The following is a 22980-nucleotide window of genomic DNA, read 5'->3' as shown; positions in this document are numbered from 1 at the left end:
AATTTTCAAGAATCTTAAGGGATTCACCCTCAGTTTCATCATTTATCTTGTCATTACTTTCGTCTTTTTTATAGGCAGCGTGCTTATAGTGACGTATCCTTTTGTTATAATTGCTGCATATGTGGCGGGGCAGTATATTTTCACGATATTTTACATGGAGGCTTCCGGGCTTATTGCAGAAAATAGAATATAATTTTTTAAGCCGGCTTTAGTTTACCACTGTCCCTCAATCTAGGTCAGATGGCAGCCAGGCCTGGTTCGGATACTATTTACGGCAATGAGATCGCAGGGCTTGAGAAACCATACTCCGCGAACTCAGTGCTTCACAGCAACTTCGCCAATGGCTGGTACAGCGGCTAGGTAAGCACTCAGATACTTTCGATGTTCGTAGTTGCTGGAGAGCTTAAGGCTGTTACATCCTCAGCGAAATTCACAGAGCTAACTGGTAGCATTCTCACAAAGATGGACGATATTTCTAATCGAACGTGGAGCGCCATGCATGCACTGTTCGATATATTCTCATGCTTCAGGAATCGCTGGATTTCTCACCTGTATTGTAAAGTAGAATGTCGAGCCCTTGCCTTCTTCAGATTCAACCCATATCCGTCCGCCGTGTCGTTCAACAATCCTCTTGCAGGTCGCAAGACCTATACCTGTACCCGGGTATTCATCAGGATGCAGGCGCTGGAATAACTGGAAAAGATGTCCGAAGGACTCAGGAGCAATGCCTATGCCATTATCCTGCACCAAGAAGACCCATTCATTCTCCCCCATCTTTGCAGAAATATGGATACGCGGTGGTTCCTGTTCCTCTCTTCTGAACTTGATGGCGTTACTGACCAGGTTTTGAAACAACCCGACCATTTGAGTGATATCAGCCATTATAACAGGTAGAGGATCATGGGTCACCACAGCACCACTTTGTTCAATAGCTACCTTAAGATTGGCCATAGCCTGATCAAAGATAGCCTCGCAGTTTATGGTCTCAAATGGTTTGCCGCGCGTTCCAACACGCGAGTACGCAAGCAAATCCTCGATCATCCTCTGCATCCGTGTGGCTCCATCCACTATGTATGTGATAAACTCATCAGCACTCCTGTCAAGCTTACCTCTATAGCGTTTTTCCAGAAGCAGGGTAAAGCTTGATACCATGCGCAGTGGCTCCTGAAGATCATGTGAGACCACATAGGCAAACTGCTCAAGTTCAGCATTCGAGCGAGCCAGTTCAGCCGTCCGTCGCGCCAGTTCTTCCTCAGCACGCTTGCGCTCTGTGATATCCCGCATCGACTCAACGATTCCCTGAAGAGTACCGTCTGTTCCCCACAGAGGTGAGGCAATAATCTCAACAAAGTACCGCTCTCCGTTTGACTGGTAGTGTTCATGCACCACAGTGACTGGCAGACCCGATTTGCGCACCTGTTCCAGTGGGCAGGAGTGCTCCGCCCCGTTACAGGGTGTATTGCGATGATGGGAGATCTGGTAGCATAATGACCCTGATGCTCTGGAGCATCCTGAAAATTCACAGGCAGCCCGGTTCATCAGCTTCACCTGATAATCTATTCCGATCACCATAATCGGCTCGTTTATGCCATCGATGATCGATTGCAGAAATGTAGGTTCCATTTCCAGTTTTCTCTCAGCCATCTTCTCGTGTTTAATTTCTGATCGTTTTAATAACAGTTTCATATCGAACTTTTGTATATACTCCCGTTTTTCTAAATTGGATTCTTATCAGGTTAGATATTATATAATATAAACTTCACGTTCTCAGAACCCAGGGCAATTTCTGCTACTTGCTCACAGGAGCCGACACCTCCGACAGCAGGATTTTCTGGATAATACCGGTGATTAACAAAAGGCTTAAATGCAAAAACCCCCTTAATGAGATTCTCATTCAGAGCTAAGTCCGGATAGTGTAGCGGCCTATCATGAGGGCCTGTCGAGCCCCCGACCCGGGTTCAAATCCCGGTCCGGACGTCCAATTAAAAGTTATAAGCCTATACAATCGTATAAGGCTTGCCATTTTCTTTCTTTTCTGTTCTCTCCTCCTCTTGCATTTAATATTTTCTTTTTCACAACCAGTTTCCACAACCAATATGCTTATGCCTGTTAAAATATAACTTAAATAGGGAGGTTATGTTTTATGCCCTTGCTTAAAAAAAGGAAAACATATGCTGAAAAATGTCCAGTATGCGGCGGGGATATCCATCCGCACGATGATATTCATCCACTGAGTGAAGAAACTGTTTATTTTGATGAACTTCCGCCTGATGTTCCAGTTCTTGCTGAGGTAACTCCTGGTCACTGGGTAAAAGTAGTTGAGAGAAAGCCTGCAAAGGCATAAAAAGAGATAAAAACATAAAGATTAAGGGTTAGAATGATTACTTTGGGATATGGTCAGAGTAATCGGTATAGATCCAGGAACAAGGAGTTTTGATTTTTGTGGCCTTGATGATAACAGGGTTATCCTTGATCGGTCTATATCGACCCGTGATATCATTAATGATCCATGGCTAATGCAAGATGTAATCATAAAAACAGGGGCTGATCTGGTTGTGGGCCCATCTGGCTTTGGCGTTCCACTTACCAGTATCCATGATATCGGTGAGCGGGAGTTGTTTCTAATGTCACTTATTAAAAAAGAGGATAAGAGAAGTACGCTTGGCATGCGTCAATCTATAATCCAGATGAAACAGAGCGGACTCCCGGTCTTTTTTTTACCCGGTGTTATACATCTTCCCACAGTCCCGGATTATAGGAAATTAAATAAGATCGATATGGGTACGGCTGATAAACTCTGCTGTGCCGCGCTCGGGATATATGACCAATCATTAAGGCTCAATAAGAATTACAGTAAAACATCCTTCATAATGCTGGAAATGGGTTTTGGATATACTGCTGCCGTTGCAGTAAAGAATGGAGCGGTCGTGGATGGGATTGGAGGAAGTACAGGTAACATTGGTTTTCTCTCAATGGGGGGAATGGATGCAGAGCTTGCTTATCTCATAGGGGGATTTGATAAAGAGCTTATCTTCAGAGGTGGAGTAGAAACGATTACCAAAACGCCTGAGACATTGATGGAGAATGAGAATGCTTTGAGCGCGTATCTGGAGGGTGCAATTAAAGATGTACTGCAGCTTACAGTATCAGTAGAACCTGAAGAGATCCTGGTATCAGGTAGAATCTCAAGAGTAAAAGGGCTTTTTGATGAATTAAAAGAACGCCTCGATTCAGTGCCCGTAAGAAGAATTGAAGGATTTAATGTCAAAAATGTTAAAGAAGCTGCTCAGGGTGCCGCGCTGGTCGCTAACGGCCTTGCAGGAGGTAGGTATGAGGAGCTTATTGATATAATGAGAATTAAAGAGGCAAAAGGAACATCACTGGATTATATACTGCTGCCTGAGATTGAGAATTTGAGAAAGGATTATGGGATTTGAATACCTCGCTCATCACAAAAGCTTTTTAAATAATCAAGGCATTTAAAGGTCTCGCACGGGGCTCGTGGCTTAGCCCGGATATAGCGCTGGGCTTCTAACCCAGATGTCGAGGGTTCGAATCCCTCCGGGCCCGTTCATACTTAGGTACGAATACCTTTTATAGCGGCAATTGCATAGGGATAATGGTAATGCCGCAAAAAGGAATCTCTAAATACGCGCCTCTCTTGAAGGATGATGATGTCGCACGATGGTTAAGGAATCTAGGGCGCGGCAGTCCGATTACAGCAGACGTTGCAAAAAGAAGGCTAAGCAAGGCATGCGAACTTCTTAATCTCACTCCGAAGCAAATGGTCGAGCTGGCCAAAAGGAATCTCAAGGGTTTCCAGGATGATCTTGAGGATATGGTCTTTCGCCTTGAGAAGGACAACAAAGCCCCGCAGTATATCCAGGGCATTCTTAAGAACGTCAAGTCATGGCTCAGGTACAATGACATAACTCTTACACGGAAAATAAAGATAAGCAACCTATCAGCCACTCCAACAATAGAGAACGAGCAGATACCCTCTCAGGAGGAGCTATCAAGAATATTCAGGAATTCCTCAAGCAGGGTAAGGCTGGCAGAGGCTTTGATTGCATTTGCTGATTTAAGGCCTGAGTCCATCGGTAACTACGATGGCTCAGATGGGTTGAAGTTGGGGGATCTGCCAGAGGTTGTGGTAAAAGACGGCCAGGTCCTGTTTGAAAACATCCCGACTATGATAATGGTAAGGGCACCGTTAAGCAAGGCAAGGCACAAGTATTTCACCTTTCTTTCTGCTGAAGGCTGCACCTATCTGAAGGAATACCTTGAGGAGAGAATCAGGAATGGTGAAAAACTAACCCAGGAAAGCCCTCTTATCGTGCATGAAAGAACGGAAATCTCAATAAAGCCATTCATGATAACCTCAAAGATAACGCATCTGATAAGAACTGCCATGAGAAAGTCGGGCGTAAACAAGAGGCCTTATGTTCTCAGGGCTTATGCGGAAACGCAGTTAATAATAGCAGAATCAAAAGGCAAAATCTCGCATACGTATCTTCAGTTCATAGCAGGGCACAAGGGGGATATTGAATCAAAGTATTCTACAAACAAGGGAAGGCTTCCGCCTGAGTTTATAGATGATATAAGGAACTCATACAAGCAATGCGAGCCTTTCCTATCGACTTTTGCCCAACCGATTGAGCAGGCAACAATAGTGAAGGAAGCCAAATTAGAGGCACTGAAAGCAATTGCCAAGAATATGCTGGGTATTGATCTTCTTGAGGTAAAAATCGCTAAAGAGCGGGAGCTTAAGCGTGATCTATCTCTGGATGAGATCGATGAGCTTTTTGAGGATGAGATAAAGAAAAAGAGGGAAGAGCCAGATCCTCAGAAAATAGTAAAGGAAGAGGAACTTGAAGCCTGCCTAGTCGGTGGCTGGCAGTTCGTGAGCGTGCTTCCCTCAAATAAGATATTGATAAGGAAATAGCAGATCATTTTTAATCTTCAAAGAAAATATCAATAATTTTCTCCTGCTCTCTGTAAACTTCATTATCCAAGTAATTTTTAATCTCTTTCATGAATATACTTAAAGCGATCAATGATGCGTTTAGAGCATCTATATAAGGTTTTGAAAAATATTTTTTAACAACATATTCCCTATATTCATGCTTGAGCGTTTTTGCGGCATTTTCATAAGTCAAGGAATATATATAGATTTTATTTTCTATGACTCTGGCTTCAAAGGCGCTTTTTGCATCAGGAATCCAGACTACCGCGTCAAGCTCTGAACCAAAACCATACTTCTTCTTAAGTCCTTCCAACTCCCCGTTTAGTTTCTTCTCGCCTTCTATTATATGAGGACTTTTCACAGTCTCTCCCCTCTTCTGGCTTAGAACGCTCCCGTTATTCTGCTCTAGAATCTGATGGTAAATCAACATCCTTATTGCATGGCTCCTGCTTTTGAATCCTTTTTGGCTCCAGAAATCGTCAAACCTCTTTAGATTATCTTTCAATGTAATTTCGGTTCTGTAGTTGTCGCCAAGTTCAACTTTTTTACCTTTAAAAATCTCTTTTATCAGGATATCTTCATCTATATTGCTCTTTACCTCTATTAAGCCTTCCATCCAGAGCATAATGCCTGAGCGTAGTTCTCCTGATATTGTATAGAGTCCTTTTTCCTGACAGTAGGATTCATATTTTTCTTTTATTCTCTTGGGAAGGCTGATATATGCCCTATCGCTTTCTGTACCAGTAGATGTGTTAGTTTTGTCTATTCTTTCATTCATGTGTATTGGCACAATTTTTAAGTACAACCTATAAGTATAAAACCAGATATTACTGCGATTTTATCTTAAATGGGGAAGAATCGCTTTAAAATCGATTAATACTGTATATTTAAATGAAAAATCTGTAAATAACCGTCAATTCTGTAAAATAAAAGCCATATAGCTCTTAAAAGCCAATAAATCACAAAATAGTTGTTAGGAAAAAAGCAAAAATAATTAAAACTATGTGGCGTTATACAGTTTTAATGTATCTTATTGAGTATCCTTCTGGCAAAAAATTCGACCTAATGAAATTAGATAAGGAGCAGTTATCTAAAATTAATGAAACTAAAGCACAAATTCTGGAGGTGCTTGCAGATAAAAAAGGCTTGTATAGTGCCAAAATGATTGAAAAGAGGCTTAAAGAAAGGGGCATAAATTTTAGAATAGATAATATTCGTTATCACCTGAATGAGTTAACCGAAATAAATTTAGTAGATAGAATTACGGCAACAAAGATAACTGAAAAATTGGATCCTAGGGCTCAATATTTTTATAAAATTAATCCGGAATATATTGGATTTTACTTTACATACTTTCCAAAAGAGGAGAAATATATTGAGCAAAAAATCCATAAAGGAAGGCATTATCTAGTGGAAATTTTAGATTACCTTGTTCTAAACAAAGAGGGTGATGCGGTGGTCTCTGAATTTTATATTTTTGAAAATGCAAAAGATACTCCTGTAGAGAACGTGAGGCATTGGCTTTACAGGGATGAAGGTTTTTTAACATTTAATGAATTGGAGTTAGAGTCATTTGATGGAAATGGGAATAAATTAAAAGTTGAACAAATTGGAATAGAAGGAAAACACGAAGTAGTTTTTAGAATATATTTTTTTAAACCGATTAAAAAGGGAGAAGTCTATTCTTATTGGTTCAAATTCAAAGCAAATAAAGCATTCCCGATTGGAATTCAGCATATTTATCGTGATGCAGGTCGGAGTCCAGGCAGATTGTTATTGATCTGTGTCACCTTACAAGAAGAAATAAAAGGTATTAAGAAAATGAAGGGTCTTTTTAAAACAGAGAAGATACCTGAAAAATTGGAAACCCCAATAAAACCGTTTAGTTATCTTGAGAATAGCAGGGTTAAGATTTTATGGTATATTCCAGAGACTGTATTTGATAGTACTTATATTCTAGAATGGGAACCTAAGGTTTAATGACCTATATCATCAGTGACTCGATATGCTCTGTCTTTGAAAATAGTTTTACAGTTATAGTTGCATGGAACATAATCTCTTTTTACTGATTATATCAGCAAAATCAGAAAATCGTTTGCCTTCTTTAGTACCGAAATGGATCTTATCAGAGATCGCTTGATACCCTGTACGGCCATATCCCCGATATTGAAGTGCCGCGCTTAAGAGAAGGAACTCCAGAATACATTCTGTTCGATCATTGGTAGCGTCGGATCGATTCGGTCAATCAAGCCATCGGTACATTGTTTCTGAACGGAGTTTCGACGAGAAAACTTTCCCGCATTGCCAAAGAACTGGTGGTTGTGGAATTATCAAGTTCTACTGTTTCAGACATCAGCAAAGCAATTCGAGATGAGGACTTAAAACAATTTCAAAATAAATCAATTTACTTGCAATTCGCACTGGATGACGGGAAATACGCAAGAGGTCATATTTGAAGGGTGGGTGGCGGGAGCATCTTTCATTAAAATTAAACCTGCCCTCTGGAAACTCTGTTAACCCTTGGGCTACTGAAACTTCTGAGCAAAGAGAATAATAGAATACGTATGCTTAGCATACGGCGGGAGAATGGAGAATAGCCGAGAATAAAGAATGAGAATGGAGAATACGGGAGAATATGAGAATAGCCTGAAGAAGGCCGGTTTTCGGGGTAAACCTGCGATATACAAGGCTTTGTTTACCCTCTGACACATAGATATCATCTCACAGAAAAAATTATCAGGAATAGCTGATTGTCCACTTTACAACCGTATAAATACGGTTAGAATAAAAGTATACAAGTAACATTATGTTAATATGAGATCCATTAAGCGGGCTTTTGAAAAAATTAAAAGAGAGAATCCAAACTGGTCAGACTATACCTGTTTTTTCAGGGCTGTTTCAGGAAGGGATTTCTCAAAAAAGATGATAGCTTGGCACTTCAGCAAGCTGGTGGACAAGAGTGATTACTCAAGCAAGGATAAAAAGAAGATCTTGGAATGGTTGTTTAGACTTTCCCAGGGAACAAAAAACAGACCTGAGGAAGGCCGATTTTGAGGGTAAACCTGCGTTTAAACGAGAGTTTGTGAGGCCTTGAGTACCTTTATACCTGCTTTTCAAAATATGGCCATAAGTCAAGAGCTTTTGAGCGCAAATAAATGAAAAAAGAATTGCCACAACTTTTCGCAGAGTTTATTAAAGAAGAAGAATTCTCTGCCAAGCTTTCATCGGAAACCCTGAGGGGTTACCGATCCAGTTTTGATTTGCTTCTTAAAATAATGCCTACTATTGCACTGGAGACAATTTCTCCTAAAACAATGACGGAATTTTTTACACGGCTGGAAAAAAGAGAACGAACTGTTGGCCAGGGTATTAAAAAAAGAGGTGTAAGAAAATCCACTGTAGCGACTTACCGCTCCAAGCTTAACAAGTTCTTCGAATGGTTGAAAAACAACAGGCTATTAGGGGAGAATCCGTTTAAAAAAATGCAGTATCCCTCTGTGAGCTACGAAGATAAGAAATTCCTCAAAAAGGAGGACATTGAGGCCATATTAACGACAATTGATATGAAAATTAACTGGCGGAACTCCCTTATACAAAAAAGAAACATGGCCATGATTTGTATTTTATTTTGCTGCGGACTCAGGAAAAGCGAATTGCTTGGCCTAAAGGTCTATGATATTGATCTTGAGAGAAAGATTCTTACTGTCAGGGCAGAAATTTCTAAATCAAGGATAGACAGGTCAATTCCGCTGAATTCGCTTGCTGTTAGGAAGCTGGAGGATTACATCAATGAGCGGAAAAAGAGGGGTTACTCAACTTCATATTTCTTTGTCTCGAACAACCATGACGACAGGTTTACCAAAGATGGATTCAAGCATTTAATTGACTTCCTTAAAAGAGAATCCGGCATCAACTTTCATGCCCACCAGTTACGCCATACCTTCGCAATTACTCTAATAAGCAACAATTCGGATATCAGCAAGCTTAAGCAGCTTATGGGTCACAAGGATATCCGAATGACTGCATCTTATTTAAGGTATATTCCTACCAGTGCTATGCGAGGAGACGTTGAATCGATAACCGTTGATAACCTGCCTTAGCTTAAAAGTCGTTTAGCGGATGCTTGGTCATTTGCGACCTCAGGTGATCGGCGCTTGCTGCAAGATAAATTGTTGTTGTTTTTATGTCATTGTGTCCCAGCATCCTGGACAGTGAGTAAATATCGCATCCTCCCTCAAGCATCAGCGTGGCAAATGTGTGCCGCAGTTTATGAATCGTGAATTTAATTCCCGAAGCACCGACTATATTATCAACCAGCCGTTTCATGCCCGATTCGGTAAAACCAACATTGCGATTCAAAGAAGTAAAAAATTCCGGACAGGTTCTTTTAAGCCTATGCCTTTCGGCTAAATATTTTGTCAGCATCTCGGCCAATCTAAAGCTTATCGGAACTACCCTATCCTTACTCCCCTTCCCCTGGCGTATAAAGATAGACATGTTTTCAATATCAACGTCAGTGAGTTTCAGGTTTAGTAATTCTTTTTTTCTTATACCGGAAAATAAGAAAGTTGCAAAAATTGCCTGATTGCGGTATCTGAGAAATTTGTATTTGTACGGATAGTTGTAAACCACCTCAAGCAATCTCAGCGCATCCTGCTTCGTTAGTTTCGGAGGTAATCTTTTGGGTAATTTAGGAGTTTCAATTTCTTCTATCGGATTAATTTTCAAGTAGCCTTCCTTAATGCACCAGCGAAAGAATACGCCCAGAGTCTTATGGTACTGGATAAACGTGTTCTGTCCCCAATTCTTCGTGGTTCTGCCGTAGAAAAATAAATTCCTCACGTTATCTTCGGTTACTTCTTCGATTTCATTGATACCGGCAAACTTGAAATAATTGTGAGTAACCGCTTTGTATCTCCTAAGCGTGGCTTGCGAATACCCTTTGATGTACTTGGAGTAATCGCAGAACTTCACAGTTAACAATCTTGCATCCATAGTAAATACCGCAATTTTAGTGCGGTATTTATTTTCCTTGAGCCGATGAGCGGACTTGAACCGCTGACCTACTCCTTCACTCCTACTTCTGTTTAGGAGAGACACTTATCAGAAGGTTAGACTGTATCTTAAGCTTGTCCCGGATGATCGGGATTTAGCTCCCCTTGTCAGTCGTTCGGGCGTCTGGTTAACGCCACGGTCTTAACCTCGTGTCAGGTCTTTAACCGTTATTCAGGATTCACTATCAGGTTTCCCCGGCAGTGGGCAAAAAGTCTTTGCGACTCTACCATGGAGTTGCTCTACCAACTGAGCTACATCGGCATAAATTTTGAACGAGCCAACCATTTCTCCATCTAAACCGCCGGCCTAGTTAAGGCGGGAGTAGAGCGATTTTTTCCTAAAACCCTTTATTCAAGCAAAGAATCGAAATTCTCAATAGACCTGTTCGTTACCATCAACCAAATCAGGTTTTAATGTTGATTTTTTGGCTTGTTTTAGCGGAAAATTGCAGGTATGGCTTCAAAATATAATGCCGTTGTAACGACCTGTTTAATGTCCAAAATCGGATTCAAGAAAATATCCTTAACTGGTAAGGATATACGCAGCTAAAATTGCTAGATTAATGGTTATTATACAACCTACATTATCATAACTAAAACAATTTATCAATAGCTAAATTTCAACCACTTAATTTGCAGGAAAAAAACAGGACTCTTGACCCCGCTTTTACTGCAATGCTCGCAAAATGGGACGATTTTAGAACCTTTAAATGGATGGACTCGGTTGACTGTCCAGATTTGATAATGAAACAGGTTCAGGAATTGCTCCAATTAGGCCTTAACTCCCCAATAAGAACATAGTATAACATAAAGTCCATTTTTTTCAAATGCTTGTTCAAACCTGCCCACAGAGGTTCATGCATAACCTGCCATAATTTTTATCTCCTGTTTTTATATTTCTCAAATTTTATCTAAGCGCATATATTCTTATCTTCCAAGGAAATAAAAATAGCCTTGAGGAAGGCTAATTTTGAGGGTAAACTTGCGTTTAAACGAGAGTTTAGACGGCATAGGGTAGTATATGTCCAATTTGGGGGTTGGGTATTGCCCAAAGACAAACGGGAGTGGGACATTATGGAGGAGGAACAAATGCTCCTCCTCTTCCAATATTAGCCGCCTATAGCTTCTCCAAGATCTTTCTGCTTAAACTATGCTCCTGCTCCCAATTTTGCTTCTCTTATTTCAAGATAAACTTTTGCAATCGCCTCTTTATCTTCTTCTCCCAGGCGGGAATAATCCTTGAACATGCCAATGAAACGGGGATCTTTTATACCCATATCCTCAAGCTTTGATTCAAGCATCATATCCTTCATTCTTGAGAAAGGAATCCTCAAGGCTTTTGCAAGTTTTTTTAGTTTATCCTCTGAGGGGATAAAGTCCCCGTTCTCTATGTCAAAGATATAACTGTTTGACTTGTAGCCGAGCTTTTTTGCTAGCTCCTGCTGGCTAATACCTCTTTCTTCCCTTAATTTCCTTAACTTTTGGCCAAATTCCATAGGTTATTTTTTTAATTATATAATCTTCTACTGATATTATCAGAGGTACAGGAAGTGTCAAGTTCACGGTTGATAATTTTTCAAAATTATCAGTAATAGCTGATTGTCCACTTTACAATCGTCTTTAAGCGATTAGAATAGAAGTATATCGTTAAAAGACGATTATGAAGGAAACAAAACTAAAGAACAAAATAAGGGAAATAAGACTGGATAAGGGAATAAAGCAATCTGATCTGGCAAGCATGGTCGGCATCTTCCAGTCAGAGATATCAATGATCGAGACTGGAGAGAGGATGCCAAGCATTTACCTGGCAAAGAAAATTGCAAAGGCTCTGGAAAAGAGCGTAAACGAAGTTTTTCTTGATCTATCCCACTAAGAAGCGTTTGCAGCAGCTTAAAACGACTGCTAGCTCTACTTTTTATCTTACCACGATTATCAAGTGGCAGCTTTGCCCTTGCAGGGTGAATTTTAAAAAATTTGCTGGATATAAAAATCAGTTATGGACAAGACCAGGCATTTAGAGAGCAAATACAGTATAGCCAGATACTGGCTTATCAGGAATTGTGAATCTTCTGAACTGCATTTATACCTGTATCTTAAGCTCTATGCAATCAACAGGCACGAGGCCTTCCCGAGCTTCAGGACCGTGCAAAAAGACCTTGGCTGGAGCATGGATAAGATCAGTAAAACCGTAAAAAAGATGAAGCAAAGCGGACGCCTGAAAGTGACACAGGACAAAGGGAAAAACAATGTTTACGACATCACATGGTACGACAGAGCAAACCAGGGGGTGCTCCGAAAACCAGAGCAGGGGTGTTCTGGAAATCAGAGCAGGGGTGCTCTGAAAACCAGAGCAGAACTAATAGATAATATAACTAATAGAAATATAACTAATAATATTGATCCTGTTAAGAAATCCAGTAAATCAGAAAATCAATTCATAAGTAAGGGTTCATGGACAAAAGAGCTTCTTAAAAAACTTGAAGAAATCTATGGAAGCAAACTTACCAGGCGAAGTATCGGCATTCAGCTTAAAGCCCTTGGTGAGCTAAAAGATGCAGGTTATGCGCCTGAAGAGATATTAGCGGGATTGGAGCGCATGAGAAAAGACAACTGGTGGAAAGATAAAAATCCTGACTACAGAAACCTGGCGCAGAACTCTCTTAAATTCATGCCTAAAAAGCAAAAGGCAGGAAAATACTCGCATCTGGCCATTAAAGATTAAAGCCATGCTAAAACTGAAAGCAGTAATCAAAATCAGAGAACAGGAAAAATCTGGAGAAGTCCCTGCTTCTACTTCCTGCAAGCACTGTAAAAAACCAGTTGAACCAAAACTTGTTCCTATCATTGGCTGGAGAAAGCAGGAATACTGCAAGGAATGCCTAACGACAATCCTTACCGAAAAGGAGAAGGAGGCGCAAAGAAAACTCAGAGAAGAAAAAATTGCCCGCCTTATCAAAGGATCTGGAATCAGGGGAATTATGCATCACATGACCTTCAAGTCCTTTGAACAAAGATACCGTGGAGTTGCTTACAGTACAGCAAAGAAATACGCCGAAGAATTCGGGCCTGGTACGAAGTACGGCTTTATGTTCTACGGAAGGGCAGGCTCAGGCAAAACCCACCTGGCAGTGGCAATTGCAAGATACATTATCGAAGAGAAGCAGATTCTGGTTCGGTTCGTGCGTATTGTTGATCTTCTTCTTGATATTCGAAGTACCTTTAACGAAAACGAAAGCTGGAGAGCAGAGAGTGAAAGCGAACTTTTGAGAAAATACGCGCTTACTCCCCTCTTAATTCTTGATGACATAGGATCAGAGAAAACAACCGACTGGGTGCGTCAGGTTTTATACCAGATCATTGATGAACGGTGGATTGAGCAGAAACCAGTCATTGTCACCTCAAATCTCACGCTTGAGGAATTGGAGGAAAGACTGGGAGAGAGGATCGCTTCACGCATCGCTGGCATGGCTCAGTTAATCCAGATGCAGGGTCATGATTACAGAATCAAAAATAATCCGAACTATAGCAAGAACAGAGATATTCAGGACTGGAAAGCCTGAAATCAATCATTAAAAAGAGTAATCCCAACAAAAACATGACTTCCTACAAAAAAGGATACTTAAAAGAGCTAGAAGCAAAGAGGATTTTAAAAAGAAGGAAGAAGTTTCACACTGTTTTTCGGGCTGCAAGCACCCACTCTCCTTTTGACATTGTGGCTATATCAGGATCAAAAGTTCTATTCTTGCAGGTAAAATCAGGCAAGTTCAGCCTGAAAAGAGAGCTTAGGAAGCTCAAGGGAATACAAGTTCCAGCATCAGTTGAAAAGCAGATCTGGTATGTTAAGAAATGCTGGAAAATCGTTGACTGCTGATTTGTTTATTCTCGGTTGCAAAGCAACCGCCGCCAGCCGCTGCCTCCATCCCCCGATTCAGTCCCCTGCTTTTCAAGGGATTGAGTTGGTGGATTAAAAATAAATAAAAATCTACCTGAGGAGGCAAACTAAAATGGAAATTAGAACACTGGTAAAAGAACTTGAGAGGAAAAAAGAATCTAGCCTGGATTTGATTGTGGACAGCAGAAGTCTAAAAGCAGTATCAGATGAGAAAGATAAGGTGAAACTTAAGATACCTGAACACGGGAGCTTTCCGCTTACCGCATGGGCACACTCGCAAATGGCAGAGAAGTTGCAGATACCGAAGAGATACTACGACAGGATGATTAATGCAGAAAAGACCGAGCTTCTGGCAGATAACATCAACGCCTGGATCGGGGAAAAAGAGAGAAGGCTGGTAAGAGTCACGGACAGCAAAATCAGGGCAGTGCTTTCTGACAGGTACAGGATAATGGACAACTACGACCTGATATACCTCTCAATGGAGGAATTCAGGAAAAAAGAGACAGTAGAGATCTACAGGGCTGAGGTCACCGAGACCATGCTTTATCTGAAAGCAATAGATAGGACTCTCTCAGCCGAGGTCACGGCAGGAGATGTGATCTCAGGAGGCCTGATAATCAGGAATTCTGAGGTGGGAGCATCAGCCTTCAGGGTTGAGACATTCATCCTCAGGAGAATATGCAGCAACGGCCTTATCGGTGAGCATTCGCTAAAAAAAGTCCATCTTGGAAAGCAGACCGTAGAGATAGGAGAGATAAACTGGTCAGATGAAACAAGGGAGCTTGAGGACAGGGTTCTCTGGGCAAAGGCAAGGGATATCATCAGGGCAACGTTTGACCACGGTATCTTCTCTTCCTGGGTTGAGAAGATGAGAGAAAGCACTGAAATTACAATTGAGAGGCCGATAAAAGCAGTAGATAACGTTACAAGGATTGCTAGCCTGAGCGAAGAACAAAGAGATGATCTTCTGGTGTATTTCTCAGAGCACACAAAGTACGGATTAGTGAATGCGGTCACAAGCCTGGCCAGGGAAACAAAGAACGTGGATGAGCAAATAAGGCTTGAGGAGTTCGGAGGAAGGCTCCTGAATGCAGAGAACAGGGAATTTGAGAAAATGATTGCTCAAGAAGGCTAAAAGATGGAAAAGAAAATCGAAGACAGAATAGAGCTCTATGGTGAAATCTACCAGAAAGCCTTTGGAAAAGCCTTAAAAGTAAATCCTAACAATGCCAGGTACATAGCCAGCGAGATATTCAAAGAGATAGCCCGTGACCTGAGATCAGAACTCATTTCTAAGCTACAAAGAGAGAACGGGAAAAATACAGAATCAAAAGCAGAAAATATAGCAGAGATAAGAGAAGAGGGTAAAATAAACGGCAACGGAAGCAGTCCAAAAGAAAAAAATGCCAGGCCAGCCACTGATAAGCAAAGGTATGCCCTGCACAAGTTCGGGATAGAAAATGTGCCAGAGAGCCTGACAAAAAAAGAGGCCTCGGAGATCCTGAACAATCTAATCTGCCTCTCAAGGGAAAGAGACAAAAAGTCTATAAATGAAATGGTTGAGAGGCTAAACGCAATGGATGAGTGGAGAGGTTAAAACAGGCTTAACCCTCAAAGGTAGCTCTTTAAACAAAGTCCAAATCCAAAGAAGCTTTTTCTTTCGCCAACTGGCAGAAGAGTATTGCCTGGAGGAGGCGGTACTGTTTCCGAATAATCGGAACAAAAAGCTTCTTTGGTTATTTTTTATGTTCTCTTCTATGCCAGACATCAACCTTTTTGCTAAAACTGATTTCAGAGGAAAAGGAGAGACTTTTGGAATAAAGAGGGAGGACAGGCGGCTCCACATGTACGTTATTGGAAAGACAGGGATGGGAAAGACCACTCTTCTTTTGAACATGATCTTAAACGATATCTACGGAAACGAGGGTGTATGCTTCATAGACCCGCACGGCGATGCAGTGGAAGCTCTCCTTGATTATATTCCAAGTTGGAGGGTTAATGATGTTATCTATTTCAATCCTGCTGATACTGATTATCCAATTGCCCTAAACGTTCTTGAGACTGTGGAGCCTGAAAGAAGGTATTTTGCAGTTTCTGGCCTGATTTCGGTTTTCAGGAAACTGTATGCCGAATACTGGCAGCACAGACAGGAACATATCCTGAGAAATGTGATACTGGCCTTGCTTGATGGGGAAAAGACTTTGCTTGACTATAATAAAAGTAAAACTTTGCTTGATATATACAGGATGCTTTCAGACTGGAGATACAGGAATAAAATAGTTGGGGAAATAGAAGATCCGATAGTAAAATCATTCTGGAAGAACGAGTTTCCAAAGTATCTTTACCAGTTCAAAGGAGAGGCTCTGTCGCCTATCCAGAACAAGCTGGGGGCTTTCCTTTCGGTTCCCCTGGTCAGGAACATTGTTGGGCAGACTGAAAGCAGGGTGGACTTCAGAGAGCTTATGGATAAACAAAAAATCCTTCTTGTTAATTTAGCAAAAGGAAGGATCGGAGAAGATAATTCTTCTTTTCTCGGGTCTCTTATTACCACAAAGCTCCAGCTTGCGGCAATGAGCAGGATTGACATTGAAGAGGAGCAAAGAAAGGATTTTTACCTTTTTGTTGATGAATTCCAGAACTTCGTGAGCATCGAGACTTTTGACGGCATCCTGTCAGAGGCAAGGAAATACAGGCTGTGTCTGGCGCTTGCTCACCAGTATATCGGTCAGTTGGATGAGAGACTGAGCAAGGCGATATTTGGAAACGTGGGGACTATAATATCGCTGCCTGTTGGAGCAGAAAACGGGGAATCCCTGGAGAAGCAGTTCTACCCAGAATTTAACAGGCAGGACCTGGTAAACCACGGCAAGCATCATCTCTATCTTATGCTGGCAATAAATGGCAGAATGTCAAAACCGTTCTCGGCAGTGACTTTACCTCCTTTTTATAACTTCAAGCCTCAGGGAAACAGGGAGAAGATAATTGCGTTATCGAGATCCAGGTATACATGTAAGAGAGAGGAAGTAGAGGGTAAGATTGAGAGATGGGGTGAATAAAACAGCTTTTTATCCCAGGCGTATCAAGTCTCTCTTAATTCAAAGTAGTCCCTATCGTCAAAGTAAGCGGCACGGATGTTTTCCATGGGAATACCTGTTCTTTTGCTCAAGGCAAGCTTATAGAGGTAAATCTGGTGCAGGGATTTTACGGGATTGAACTTGGCATCAGGCTTGTAATCAAGAATCCAGACTTTGTCCCAGCGGATTTGCAAAATGTCAATATGGCCGCAGATTGGCTCTTTTATGCTAAGTTCTGGCATCTCATTGGGATAAAGATAGACTGGAACTTCTACAGCTACTGTTGCTGTGTCGTTCTTTAGCATAAAGTCCTGGATCGCGGGGTGCCTGTCCTTGTTTCGCTTTGCCAGGAGCAGGGCAAGTTTTGCTAATAGGACTGCATTGTTGTCTTTTGTTCTCTCTCTTCTAAGGTGGATGTTTTCTATTATCGTACCTGAACACCTTTGTCCATGTTCAAAGATCTCGTCAGGACAGCTTTTGTAAATCTGCCAGAGATACTTTCTGATTTTAGGGAATTTTTTTGAGAAGATGTTCAGCTTTAAGCGGTGAAGCTTGAAAGCGTATTCCTGGTGGTGCTTGAAAACCTTTTCAGTTATCGCCTCTTCTGGCAGGATAGAGAGTTTTCTGCGGTATTTTACAAAGGTACAAATGTCCTCGTATTGCTTTATCCAGGAGTAAAGCGTGCTTTTGGGAACCTTTTGTTTGAACTGGCTGCTTAATTTTTTGCGGGTGGCATCGAGTTTATGGCCGAGATTGTAATAAGTGACCCCATTCAGAATCACTTTGGGCGAATATGTTTTATGGGGCATAGAAGAAGATGAGAAGTATTTTTTGCAGGTTTTACAGTAATATTTTTGCTCTCTCCCCTCTCGCTTTGATCGCTGGCCGGCTTTGGCTGTGTTTTTGCCCTCGCAAAAAGGACAAGGGATTTTAGGCTCATAGTTCAGGAGTTTTGGCGCTTGATTTTTGGTTCGATTTTCGTCTGGTTTTAGGCTCATATTAGGTTTGATCGAGATGACGGATTTTGTACTTTTTAAGTGGTTAGCAGACGCAAATTGGACAAAAGTAAAGACTCCGCTTCTATCTAATTTATGGAGTCTTTGTTAAGCATTAGGCTTATAATACCATGTTTTTTAAAGTTGTCCAGTTTTCGTCTGGTGTGGCGTGTCCAAAATTCGTCTGGCGGGTGGGTTTGCTATCGCAAGAAAAACTCCCTCTGGGAGGAGAGTGTTTAAAAAAGGTTTAAGAGTAGGTATAAGAGTTTACCGAGCTCTAACCGTGGATTCTAAAGCAGCGACGCGTTTTTCAAGGACGGCGAATTCGTCAATATCGACTTTTCTTTTGAGGGAGTTCTTTATGAATCATTGATACTTATAATTCCAGGCGGGTTCTTTATTTTAGTTTTAGACAATAAAAGATCTCTTGCTTCCTCATCGGTAAATTCTTTGCGACTCATAATTCTTATAAGACATTGAGGCTTATTATCGAAATCTACCCCCATAGCTAACCCAAAGGCTATATCTTGACCTGTAGGGATGATATCAAAGAATCGCATCTGTACCTCTTCATCATGTCCGCCTTTTAATAAAATAAGGAGATAATTTCTCTCTTTTGAGATAACTCCTTTATATTCTAAATCAGGATTTTTGGGATCTTTTGTAGTAATTATTAATTTATTTACTATGTTTCTTTTAATTACCCATACTTCATGTCTAAGTAAAGTTTTACCATGCATACTGGTAAAATGATATGCATGCCAAATGCCTTCATAACGTCCCTTCTTTCGAAGTAATCGATAAATCATAGATTGGGTAAACCCAACAATGAGTGGCAAAGATACGATTATGGTTATAATACTGGAAATAACCGTAACAATATTTATACTCGCAACAATCGCTTCTATAACCGACGTTAGGTTAGCTAACATAACCATACCCGCCGATTATTACAACCTCAAATATATTAATTTTTTGCCAGAACAATCCAATAGTAAACCGGGATTTTTTCGTTTGACTTTAAATACGATTGAAACCTTTTATTTTTGAGCACCTTTAACTCATGCTGTTGAAGTATATCTTCAATTTCTTTGAGAGTATATCTCTGGACTAAAAACGTTAGTAACTCAGGAATTGGGTCTATTGCACCTTTTCCTATTTCTGATTTTTTCCATTGCTGTATTCTATGATCCGGTAAATATTCCTCAAAAGTCAAACATAGAAAACCAGATGGTTTAAGAAAACTAGCCAACAAATTTATTGCCTTATTAATATCCTGTACAAATTCTATAATTCCTATTGCCGTAATTACATCAAAAGAACGACCAGCAAGTTTAGGGAGTCCTTCCTCTAAATCTGCCAGATACAGCTCAAAATCCGGAAATTTTTTCTTTGTTATTTCTAGCATCTTTTGTGAAATATCTATTCCGCATATTTTACAGCCAGCCTTGAATAATTCTGCTGATGATTGACCTGTTCCTATGCCAACATCAAGGATACTAAACTCAGGTTTTATATAAGGTAAAATAAGTTTATTGGCTTCAACGGGTGCAATCCATTTAAATTCACCTAAAGTCGCTTTATCATATACTGGCGCCAAAGTGTCATTATATTTCTCAATTATTTTAAATTTTTTATTTAATTTTGTTTCCTTCATAAAGCAATTTAAAAATATTTACTTTGCTCTAACCTTTGACTCAAGGGCAGTGACTCGTTTTTCGAGGACTGAGAATTCTTCGATGTCGACCTTCTTTTTGAGGGAGTTCTTTATGAATTCAACGTCTACTTTCGTTATCTCAATGTCCTCTTTCATTGAGACTATCATTTCTGTATGATAGTTCAGGGTATCTTTGATCGAGGCGATATCGGCAGTATGGGCATCCAAAGTTTCTTTGATTGAGCTGTATTGCTCGCCAATGAGCTTGACTTGAGAGTGGAAGTCCTCGGCCAGGGTGCTGACGTGCCTTTTGAAGTCTTCGCTTTGTTCTTTTAAAATTTGTTTGAGTTTTTTGTCGTTGAGTTCCATGGTAGTGTTTTAAAAATTAGTTAAAATCACTATGCTACTTCATTATAAGATAGCTGGGATGCGATGGCAAGAGGAGGGGTAATTTGTGCTTGAAGAGGCGATGTAAGTTCAAAGCCTTATAGCAAATATTAATATTGTTACGGCGAATCAGTTCTATAGAGAAACTGCGAATCCTTTATGAACTGGTTAAAGAAACTTTTTAGTGAGAAAACTACTAAGGGTATTATCGAAGAATATAAAGAATACAGGAAAATCAGCAAGGAACTAAATCATAAAATAATAGATACATGCCTTGATCCCGATGTATTCATAAAAGCGGCAAGGTTGCTCGGTGCGGCTCGAGGCGATACTTTAATACTCGATAATGAAGACGAACTGAATATTTTAATGGATTTTGCCCTGCGCGAATATAAAGTAAACAAGCAAAATACCGTTGAGATTTATCGAGAGAAAATTGGCTGGGAAAATGATATTGAGAAAGAGATATTGGATGCTTTCATTTCGTCCTATACCTCTTTATTCAAGATTATCTCTATTTCAAGAGCAGAAAAATCGTTAATCCTGGAGGATATTTTAAATAAGAAGGGTGACATTAAAATAATAGACCTCTCTCTAAGCAAAACCGCTGTACCTGGGTTCTTGGTGTTCATCAGGATTATTCCTTTTAAAGATTTTAATATGTCTGCTGGTATATTGTTCGCTTTCTATGGCGAGTTAGAAAAATATCTTCTTAAAAAATATAAACTATTAAGCAAGAAGGTTAAATCGGATAGCGACTCTGTAAAGCGATTTGTTTCTTTTTATAAATTGAGCAAGACTGACGGCATAGAGGTAAGATATTCGTAGAAGGAGAAAAATCACAGCCATTCTTGGCTGAAATTTTTGGTTCAATTTTCGTCTGGTTTTTGGATCATATTAGGTTTGATCGAGGTGACGGATTTCGTATGCTTTGGGAAGTTAGCGGACGGAAATTGAACAAGGGGCAGGAGCCTTGGGGACTGGGTTTCTGCTTAAATAATCGCTTATTAGCCCTGTTTTTTAGAGTTGTTCAGTTTTCGTCTGGTAGACGGCGTCCAAAATGCGTCTGGTGGGTGGGGTTTATAGGGTTGGGATTATATATGGAACAGCTTAGTAATATATCCAAAGTGAGTATATACACAATGCGCCTATGCTCCCATCTTGGATGATATAATGCGATGCAGTATAAAAGTGTCAAGCGAAAAATCAAGATTATAAGGTGTTACAATGGAATGGTTTGTAGTGATTGCAGGAGATATTTTTGATCTTGAAGAGTTATCCAAGTCTCTCAATTCATCAGGACTATGTATCACTCGAAAAGGAGAAGAATTTATTCTGAAATCAACGGATTTTAACTTGTTAAAAGATGCAGATGATGTGAGAAATAAGGCTAATGAGATTATTTCTCAAATTAATGGGGCCGCAAGGTTAACCTTGGGCATGCGAAAACCCCTAGCAGTGGCTAGCGTTGGTAATATTGATGACGATGGGACAGTCCATGGATTTGTTTCCATTTCCTTTTCAGAAACCATCAATTTGCGAACGAGTGTGAGTGCATCTGTTATAGCACCAGATGGTACAATCCAAGAGAGGCATCAGGGTGATCCCATCCCAAGCTGGATTACTGTTGCCCAACATGACACAAATGTTGCGAAGGCTCTTCGACTCTTTGGCGCTGGCACACATGACTGGGTAAGCCTGTATCGCATCTATGAAGTAATTGAGAGCGATGTTGGAGGTAAGCTTAACATTATAAATAATGGATGGGCAACTGAGAAATCAATCAAACGCTTCAAGTATACAGCCAATAGCCCTGGCGCAATTGGAGATGAAGCACGTCATGGCAAGAATACAATACCACCACCTAAAGACCCGATGACACTTTCTGAAGCGAAGCCTCTTATTGAAACTATTCTCCGTAATTGGCTTCGCTCAAAAAGTGAACTGCCTTGAGAGCTTTGGGATTTTGCATAACACTGTATTTGCAGAAAACTGATCTTCCTTAAATGCTTTTGGCATCTGATTGTGACTCTGCCTCCTTTTTACAATTTCAAGCCTCAGGGAAACAGGGAGAGGATAATTGTGGCATCAAGAGCAATACTTATTGATCATTTCTTTCAATCTTTTTTATTATTTGATTAAATTCTAAAGGATATTGACTTATATAAGGGGTATCTTTACCTGAATAAAATGATACGCTTTGATCATACAATTCCTTTGCACTCTCAGCTAATTTGAGAAATATTATGTGACAAATAGGCATATTTTTATATATTTTTATTGAAGATGGATTTACCGAAAACAATTCTAAGGTTAAAGTAGATTTTGTATCGATTCCAAAACCTGGACTTATAAAAGATGAAGTTAATAAACTCAATCCTAGTCGGGCGATATGAGATAAACCCATGATAATACCTGCATAATCTTCAGAAATCCCAATTTTTTCATACGTCGATGACAAAATAAGTTGATGGGGCCGAATTATATATGAATCAAATGTTTTAATACTTGTTACATTGGAATATATTGATTTCTCATCTAAAACATCCACACATTCGATCTTATTAAATTCAATTAATTTATTAGATAATCTTAATATATAGGATGATGGTCTAAATAAACTTTTATCTAAAGGATCAATAACAATCTTATTGCGAGATATTTCCTCCATTATTTGATCTTGCGTAAGTATCATATTTTAACACTATAAATGCAATATTATATATTTAATTAATAATTATTTTCTTCAGTAGCTAACATTTTTGTATCAAGTAGATTGTTACTTAAGCCTTCCTGTATAGAGTTCAATTTTCCATTGAATATTAGATTTATATCGTCTTCAGATAACGGTTACCATTGAAATGTGAGAAAAAATATTAGCTATTTAAGGACTAAGAGCCTATCCGAAAAGTCCAGAAGCTCTGAACGTTATCCATGCACATGCGAAGTGTA

25 protein-coding genes, 2 tRNA genes and 1 pseudogene are annotated in these 22980 nt (G+C 40.0%); 19 read left to right on the top strand and 9 right to left on the bottom strand.

Annotated elements, in window-relative coordinates; all coding sequences use genetic code 11:
• Positions 1–193, top strand: a 193-nt coding sequence (locus ANME2D_RS18565) for a hypothetical protein (protein WP_048092117.1), incomplete at its 5' end; no start/stop codon positions are given.
• Between the two features lie 326 nt (positions 194–519).
• Here the strand turns inward: ANME2D_RS18565 and ANME2D_RS11965 are convergent.
• Complete coding sequence (locus ANME2D_RS11965) at positions 520–1686, bottom strand: PAS domain-containing sensor histidine kinase (RefSeq protein WP_081810264.1); 1167 nt, start codon at positions 1684–1686, stop codon at positions 520–522.
• Between the two features lie 218 nt (positions 1687–1904).
• Between ANME2D_RS11965 and ANME2D_RS11960 the strand changes: the two genes are divergently transcribed.
• The 5 genes from ANME2D_RS11960 to ANME2D_RS11940 all read left to right on the top strand — a co-directional run bounded on the left by ANME2D_RS11960 (position 1905) and on the right by ANME2D_RS11940 (position 4945).
• Positions 1905–1977 (top strand) — tRNA-Asp (locus ANME2D_RS11960).
• Positions 1978–2143: 166 nt separating this feature from the next.
• Positions 2144–2344 (top strand): hypothetical protein, encoded by a 201-nt coding sequence (locus ANME2D_RS11955; protein ID WP_048092112.1) that lies wholly within the window; start codon positions 2144–2146, stop codon positions 2342–2344.
• 49 nt (positions 2345–2393) lie between these two features.
• On the top strand, positions 2394–3437 hold the full coding sequence (locus tag ANME2D_RS11950) for a DUF1464 family protein (RefSeq protein WP_048092111.1): 1044 nt from the start codon (positions 2394–2396) through the stop codon (positions 3435–3437).
• Positions 3438–3495: 58 nt separating this feature from the next.
• Positions 3496–3570 (top strand) — tRNA-Arg (locus ANME2D_RS11945).
• Between the two features lie 55 nt (positions 3571–3625).
• On the top strand, positions 3626–4945 hold the full coding sequence (locus ANME2D_RS11940) for a site-specific integrase (protein WP_052368893.1): 1320 nt from the start codon (positions 3626–3628) through the stop codon (positions 4943–4945).
• A 10-nt stretch (positions 4946–4955) separates the two neighbouring features.
• Here ANME2D_RS11940 and ANME2D_RS11935 read toward each other — a convergent pair whose 3' ends face one another.
• Positions 4956–5744, bottom strand: coding sequence for a CopG family ribbon-helix-helix protein (locus ANME2D_RS11935; protein ID WP_048092107.1), 789 nt, complete (start codon positions 5742–5744; stop codon positions 4956–4958).
• Between the two features lie 245 nt (positions 5745–5989).
• Here ANME2D_RS11935 and ANME2D_RS11930 point away from each other — a divergent pair, with 245 nt between their 5' ends.
• The 4 genes and pseudogenes from ANME2D_RS11930 to ANME2D_RS11920 all read left to right on the top strand — a co-directional run bounded on the left by ANME2D_RS11930 (position 5990) and on the right by ANME2D_RS11920 (position 9066).
• Positions 5990–6946 (top strand): winged-helix domain-containing protein, encoded by a 957-nt coding sequence (locus tag ANME2D_RS11930; RefSeq protein WP_048092105.1) that lies wholly within the window; start codon positions 5990–5992, stop codon positions 6944–6946.
• 140 nt (positions 6947–7086) lie between these two features.
• Positions 7087–7422 (top strand): annotated as a pseudogene (locus ANME2D_RS19075) (transposase); the annotation flags it as partial.
• 358 nt (positions 7423–7780) lie between these two features.
• The gene (locus tag ANME2D_RS11925; RefSeq protein ID WP_048092103.1) at positions 7781–8020 is read left to right on the top strand and encodes a hypothetical protein; all 240 of its coding nucleotides are present in this window, start codon (positions 7781–7783) and stop codon (positions 8018–8020) included.
• Positions 8021–8121: 101 nt separating this feature from the next.
• Positions 8122–9066, top strand: a complete 945-nt coding sequence (locus ANME2D_RS11920; protein WP_048092101.1) for a tyrosine-type recombinase/integrase — start codon at positions 8122–8124, stop codon at positions 9064–9066.
• A gap of 1 nt (position 9067) precedes the next feature.
• Here the strand turns inward: ANME2D_RS11920 and ANME2D_RS11915 are convergent, their stop codons facing one another.
• Both ANME2D_RS11915 and ANME2D_RS11910 read right to left on the bottom strand, forming a co-directional pair.
• Positions 9068–9961, bottom strand: a complete 894-nt coding sequence (locus tag ANME2D_RS11915) for a tyrosine-type recombinase/integrase (RefSeq protein WP_048092100.1) — start codon at positions 9959–9961, stop codon at positions 9068–9070.
• 1207 nt (positions 9962–11168) lie between these two features.
• On the bottom strand, positions 11169–11516 hold the full coding sequence (locus tag ANME2D_RS11910; RefSeq protein WP_048092094.1) for a helix-turn-helix domain-containing protein: 348 nt from the start codon (positions 11514–11516) through the stop codon (positions 11169–11171).
• A 164-nt stretch (positions 11517–11680) separates the two neighbouring features.
• On the opposite strand from ANME2D_RS11910, the gene ANME2D_RS11905 reads away from it, so the two are divergent.
• The 7 genes from ANME2D_RS11905 (at position 11681) to ANME2D_RS11875 (ending at position 16971) form a co-directional block, all read left to right on the top strand.
• The gene (locus tag ANME2D_RS11905; protein ID WP_048092092.1) at positions 11681–11893 is read left to right on the top strand and encodes a helix-turn-helix transcriptional regulator; all 213 of its coding nucleotides are present in this window, start codon (positions 11681–11683) and stop codon (positions 11891–11893) included.
• Between the two features lie 123 nt (positions 11894–12016).
• Positions 12017–12742, top strand: a complete 726-nt coding sequence (locus ANME2D_RS11900) for a hypothetical protein (protein ID WP_048092090.1) — start codon at positions 12017–12019, stop codon at positions 12740–12742.
• Positions 12743–12746: 4 nt separating this feature from the next.
• Entirely contained in the window at positions 12747–13580 is an 834-nt protein-coding gene (locus ANME2D_RS11895) for an ATP-binding protein (RefSeq protein ID WP_048092088.1), read from the top strand.
• A 35-nt stretch (positions 13581–13615) separates the two neighbouring features.
• Positions 13616–13891: a PDDEXK-like family protein gene (locus ANME2D_RS11890; protein ID WP_048092086.1), complete on the top strand. Its 276-nt coding sequence runs from the start codon at positions 13616–13618 to the stop codon at positions 13889–13891.
• 133 nt (positions 13892–14024) lie between these two features.
• On the top strand, positions 14025–15050 hold the full coding sequence (locus ANME2D_RS11885; RefSeq protein ID WP_048092084.1) for a DUF932 domain-containing protein: 1026 nt from the start codon (positions 14025–14027) through the stop codon (positions 15048–15050).
• A 3-nt stretch (positions 15051–15053) separates the two neighbouring features.
• Entirely contained in the window at positions 15054–15512 is a 459-nt protein-coding gene (locus ANME2D_RS11880) for a hypothetical protein (RefSeq protein ID WP_048092082.1), read from the top strand.
• Positions 15513–15672: 160 nt separating this feature from the next.
• Positions 15673–16971 (top strand): type IV secretory system conjugative DNA transfer family protein, encoded by a 1299-nt coding sequence (locus ANME2D_RS11875; protein ID WP_198527421.1) that lies wholly within the window; start codon positions 15673–15675, stop codon positions 16969–16971.
• Between the two features lie 23 nt (positions 16972–16994).
• On the opposite strand, the gene ANME2D_RS11870 is transcribed toward ANME2D_RS11875, so the two are convergent.
• The 4 genes from ANME2D_RS11870 to ANME2D_RS11855 form a co-directional block, all read right to left on the bottom strand.
• Entirely contained in the window at positions 16995–17987 is a 993-nt protein-coding gene (locus tag ANME2D_RS11870) for a hypothetical protein (RefSeq protein WP_157834109.1), read from the bottom strand.
• 356 nt (positions 17988–18343) lie between these two features.
• Positions 18344–18916 carry a hypothetical protein gene (locus ANME2D_RS11865; protein WP_157834108.1) on the bottom strand — a complete coding sequence of 191 codons (573 nt, stop codon included), beginning with the start codon at positions 18914–18916 and terminating at the stop codon, positions 18344–18346.
• A 35-nt stretch (positions 18917–18951) separates the two neighbouring features.
• Positions 18952–19641: a class I SAM-dependent DNA methyltransferase gene (locus ANME2D_RS17000; protein ID WP_052368892.1), complete on the bottom strand. Its 690-nt coding sequence runs from the start codon at positions 19639–19641 to the stop codon at positions 18952–18954.
• An 18-nt stretch (positions 19642–19659) separates the two neighbouring features.
• On the bottom strand, positions 19660–20010 hold the full coding sequence (locus ANME2D_RS11855) for a hypothetical protein (protein WP_048092072.1): 351 nt from the start codon (positions 20008–20010) through the stop codon (positions 19660–19662).
• Positions 20011–20187: 177 nt separating this feature from the next.
• Between ANME2D_RS11855 and ANME2D_RS11850 the strand changes: the two genes are divergently transcribed.
• Complete coding sequence (locus ANME2D_RS11850) at positions 20188–20856, top strand: hypothetical protein (protein WP_048092070.1); 669 nt, start codon at positions 20188–20190, stop codon at positions 20854–20856.
• A gap of 399 nt (positions 20857–21255) precedes the next feature.
• Positions 21256–21981 carry a hypothetical protein gene (locus tag ANME2D_RS11845; RefSeq protein WP_048092068.1) on the top strand — a complete coding sequence of 242 codons (726 nt, stop codon included), beginning with the start codon at positions 21256–21258 and terminating at the stop codon, positions 21979–21981.
• 148 nt (positions 21982–22129) lie between these two features.
• Here ANME2D_RS11845 and dcd read toward each other — a convergent pair whose 3' ends face one another.
• Positions 22130–22723 carry a dCTP deaminase gene (gene dcd, locus ANME2D_RS11840; protein WP_048092066.1) on the bottom strand — a complete coding sequence of 198 codons (594 nt, stop codon included), beginning with the start codon at positions 22721–22723 and terminating at the stop codon, positions 22130–22132.
• Between the last annotated feature and the right edge of the window lie 257 nt (positions 22724–22980).

This window comes from Candidatus Methanoperedens nitratireducens (assembly GCF_000685155.1).
Classification (GTDB): Archaea; Halobacteriota; Methanosarcinia; order Methanosarcinales; family Methanoperedenaceae; genus Methanoperedens; species Methanoperedens nitratireducens.
This window is presented reverse-complemented; position numbering and strand designations above follow the sequence as displayed.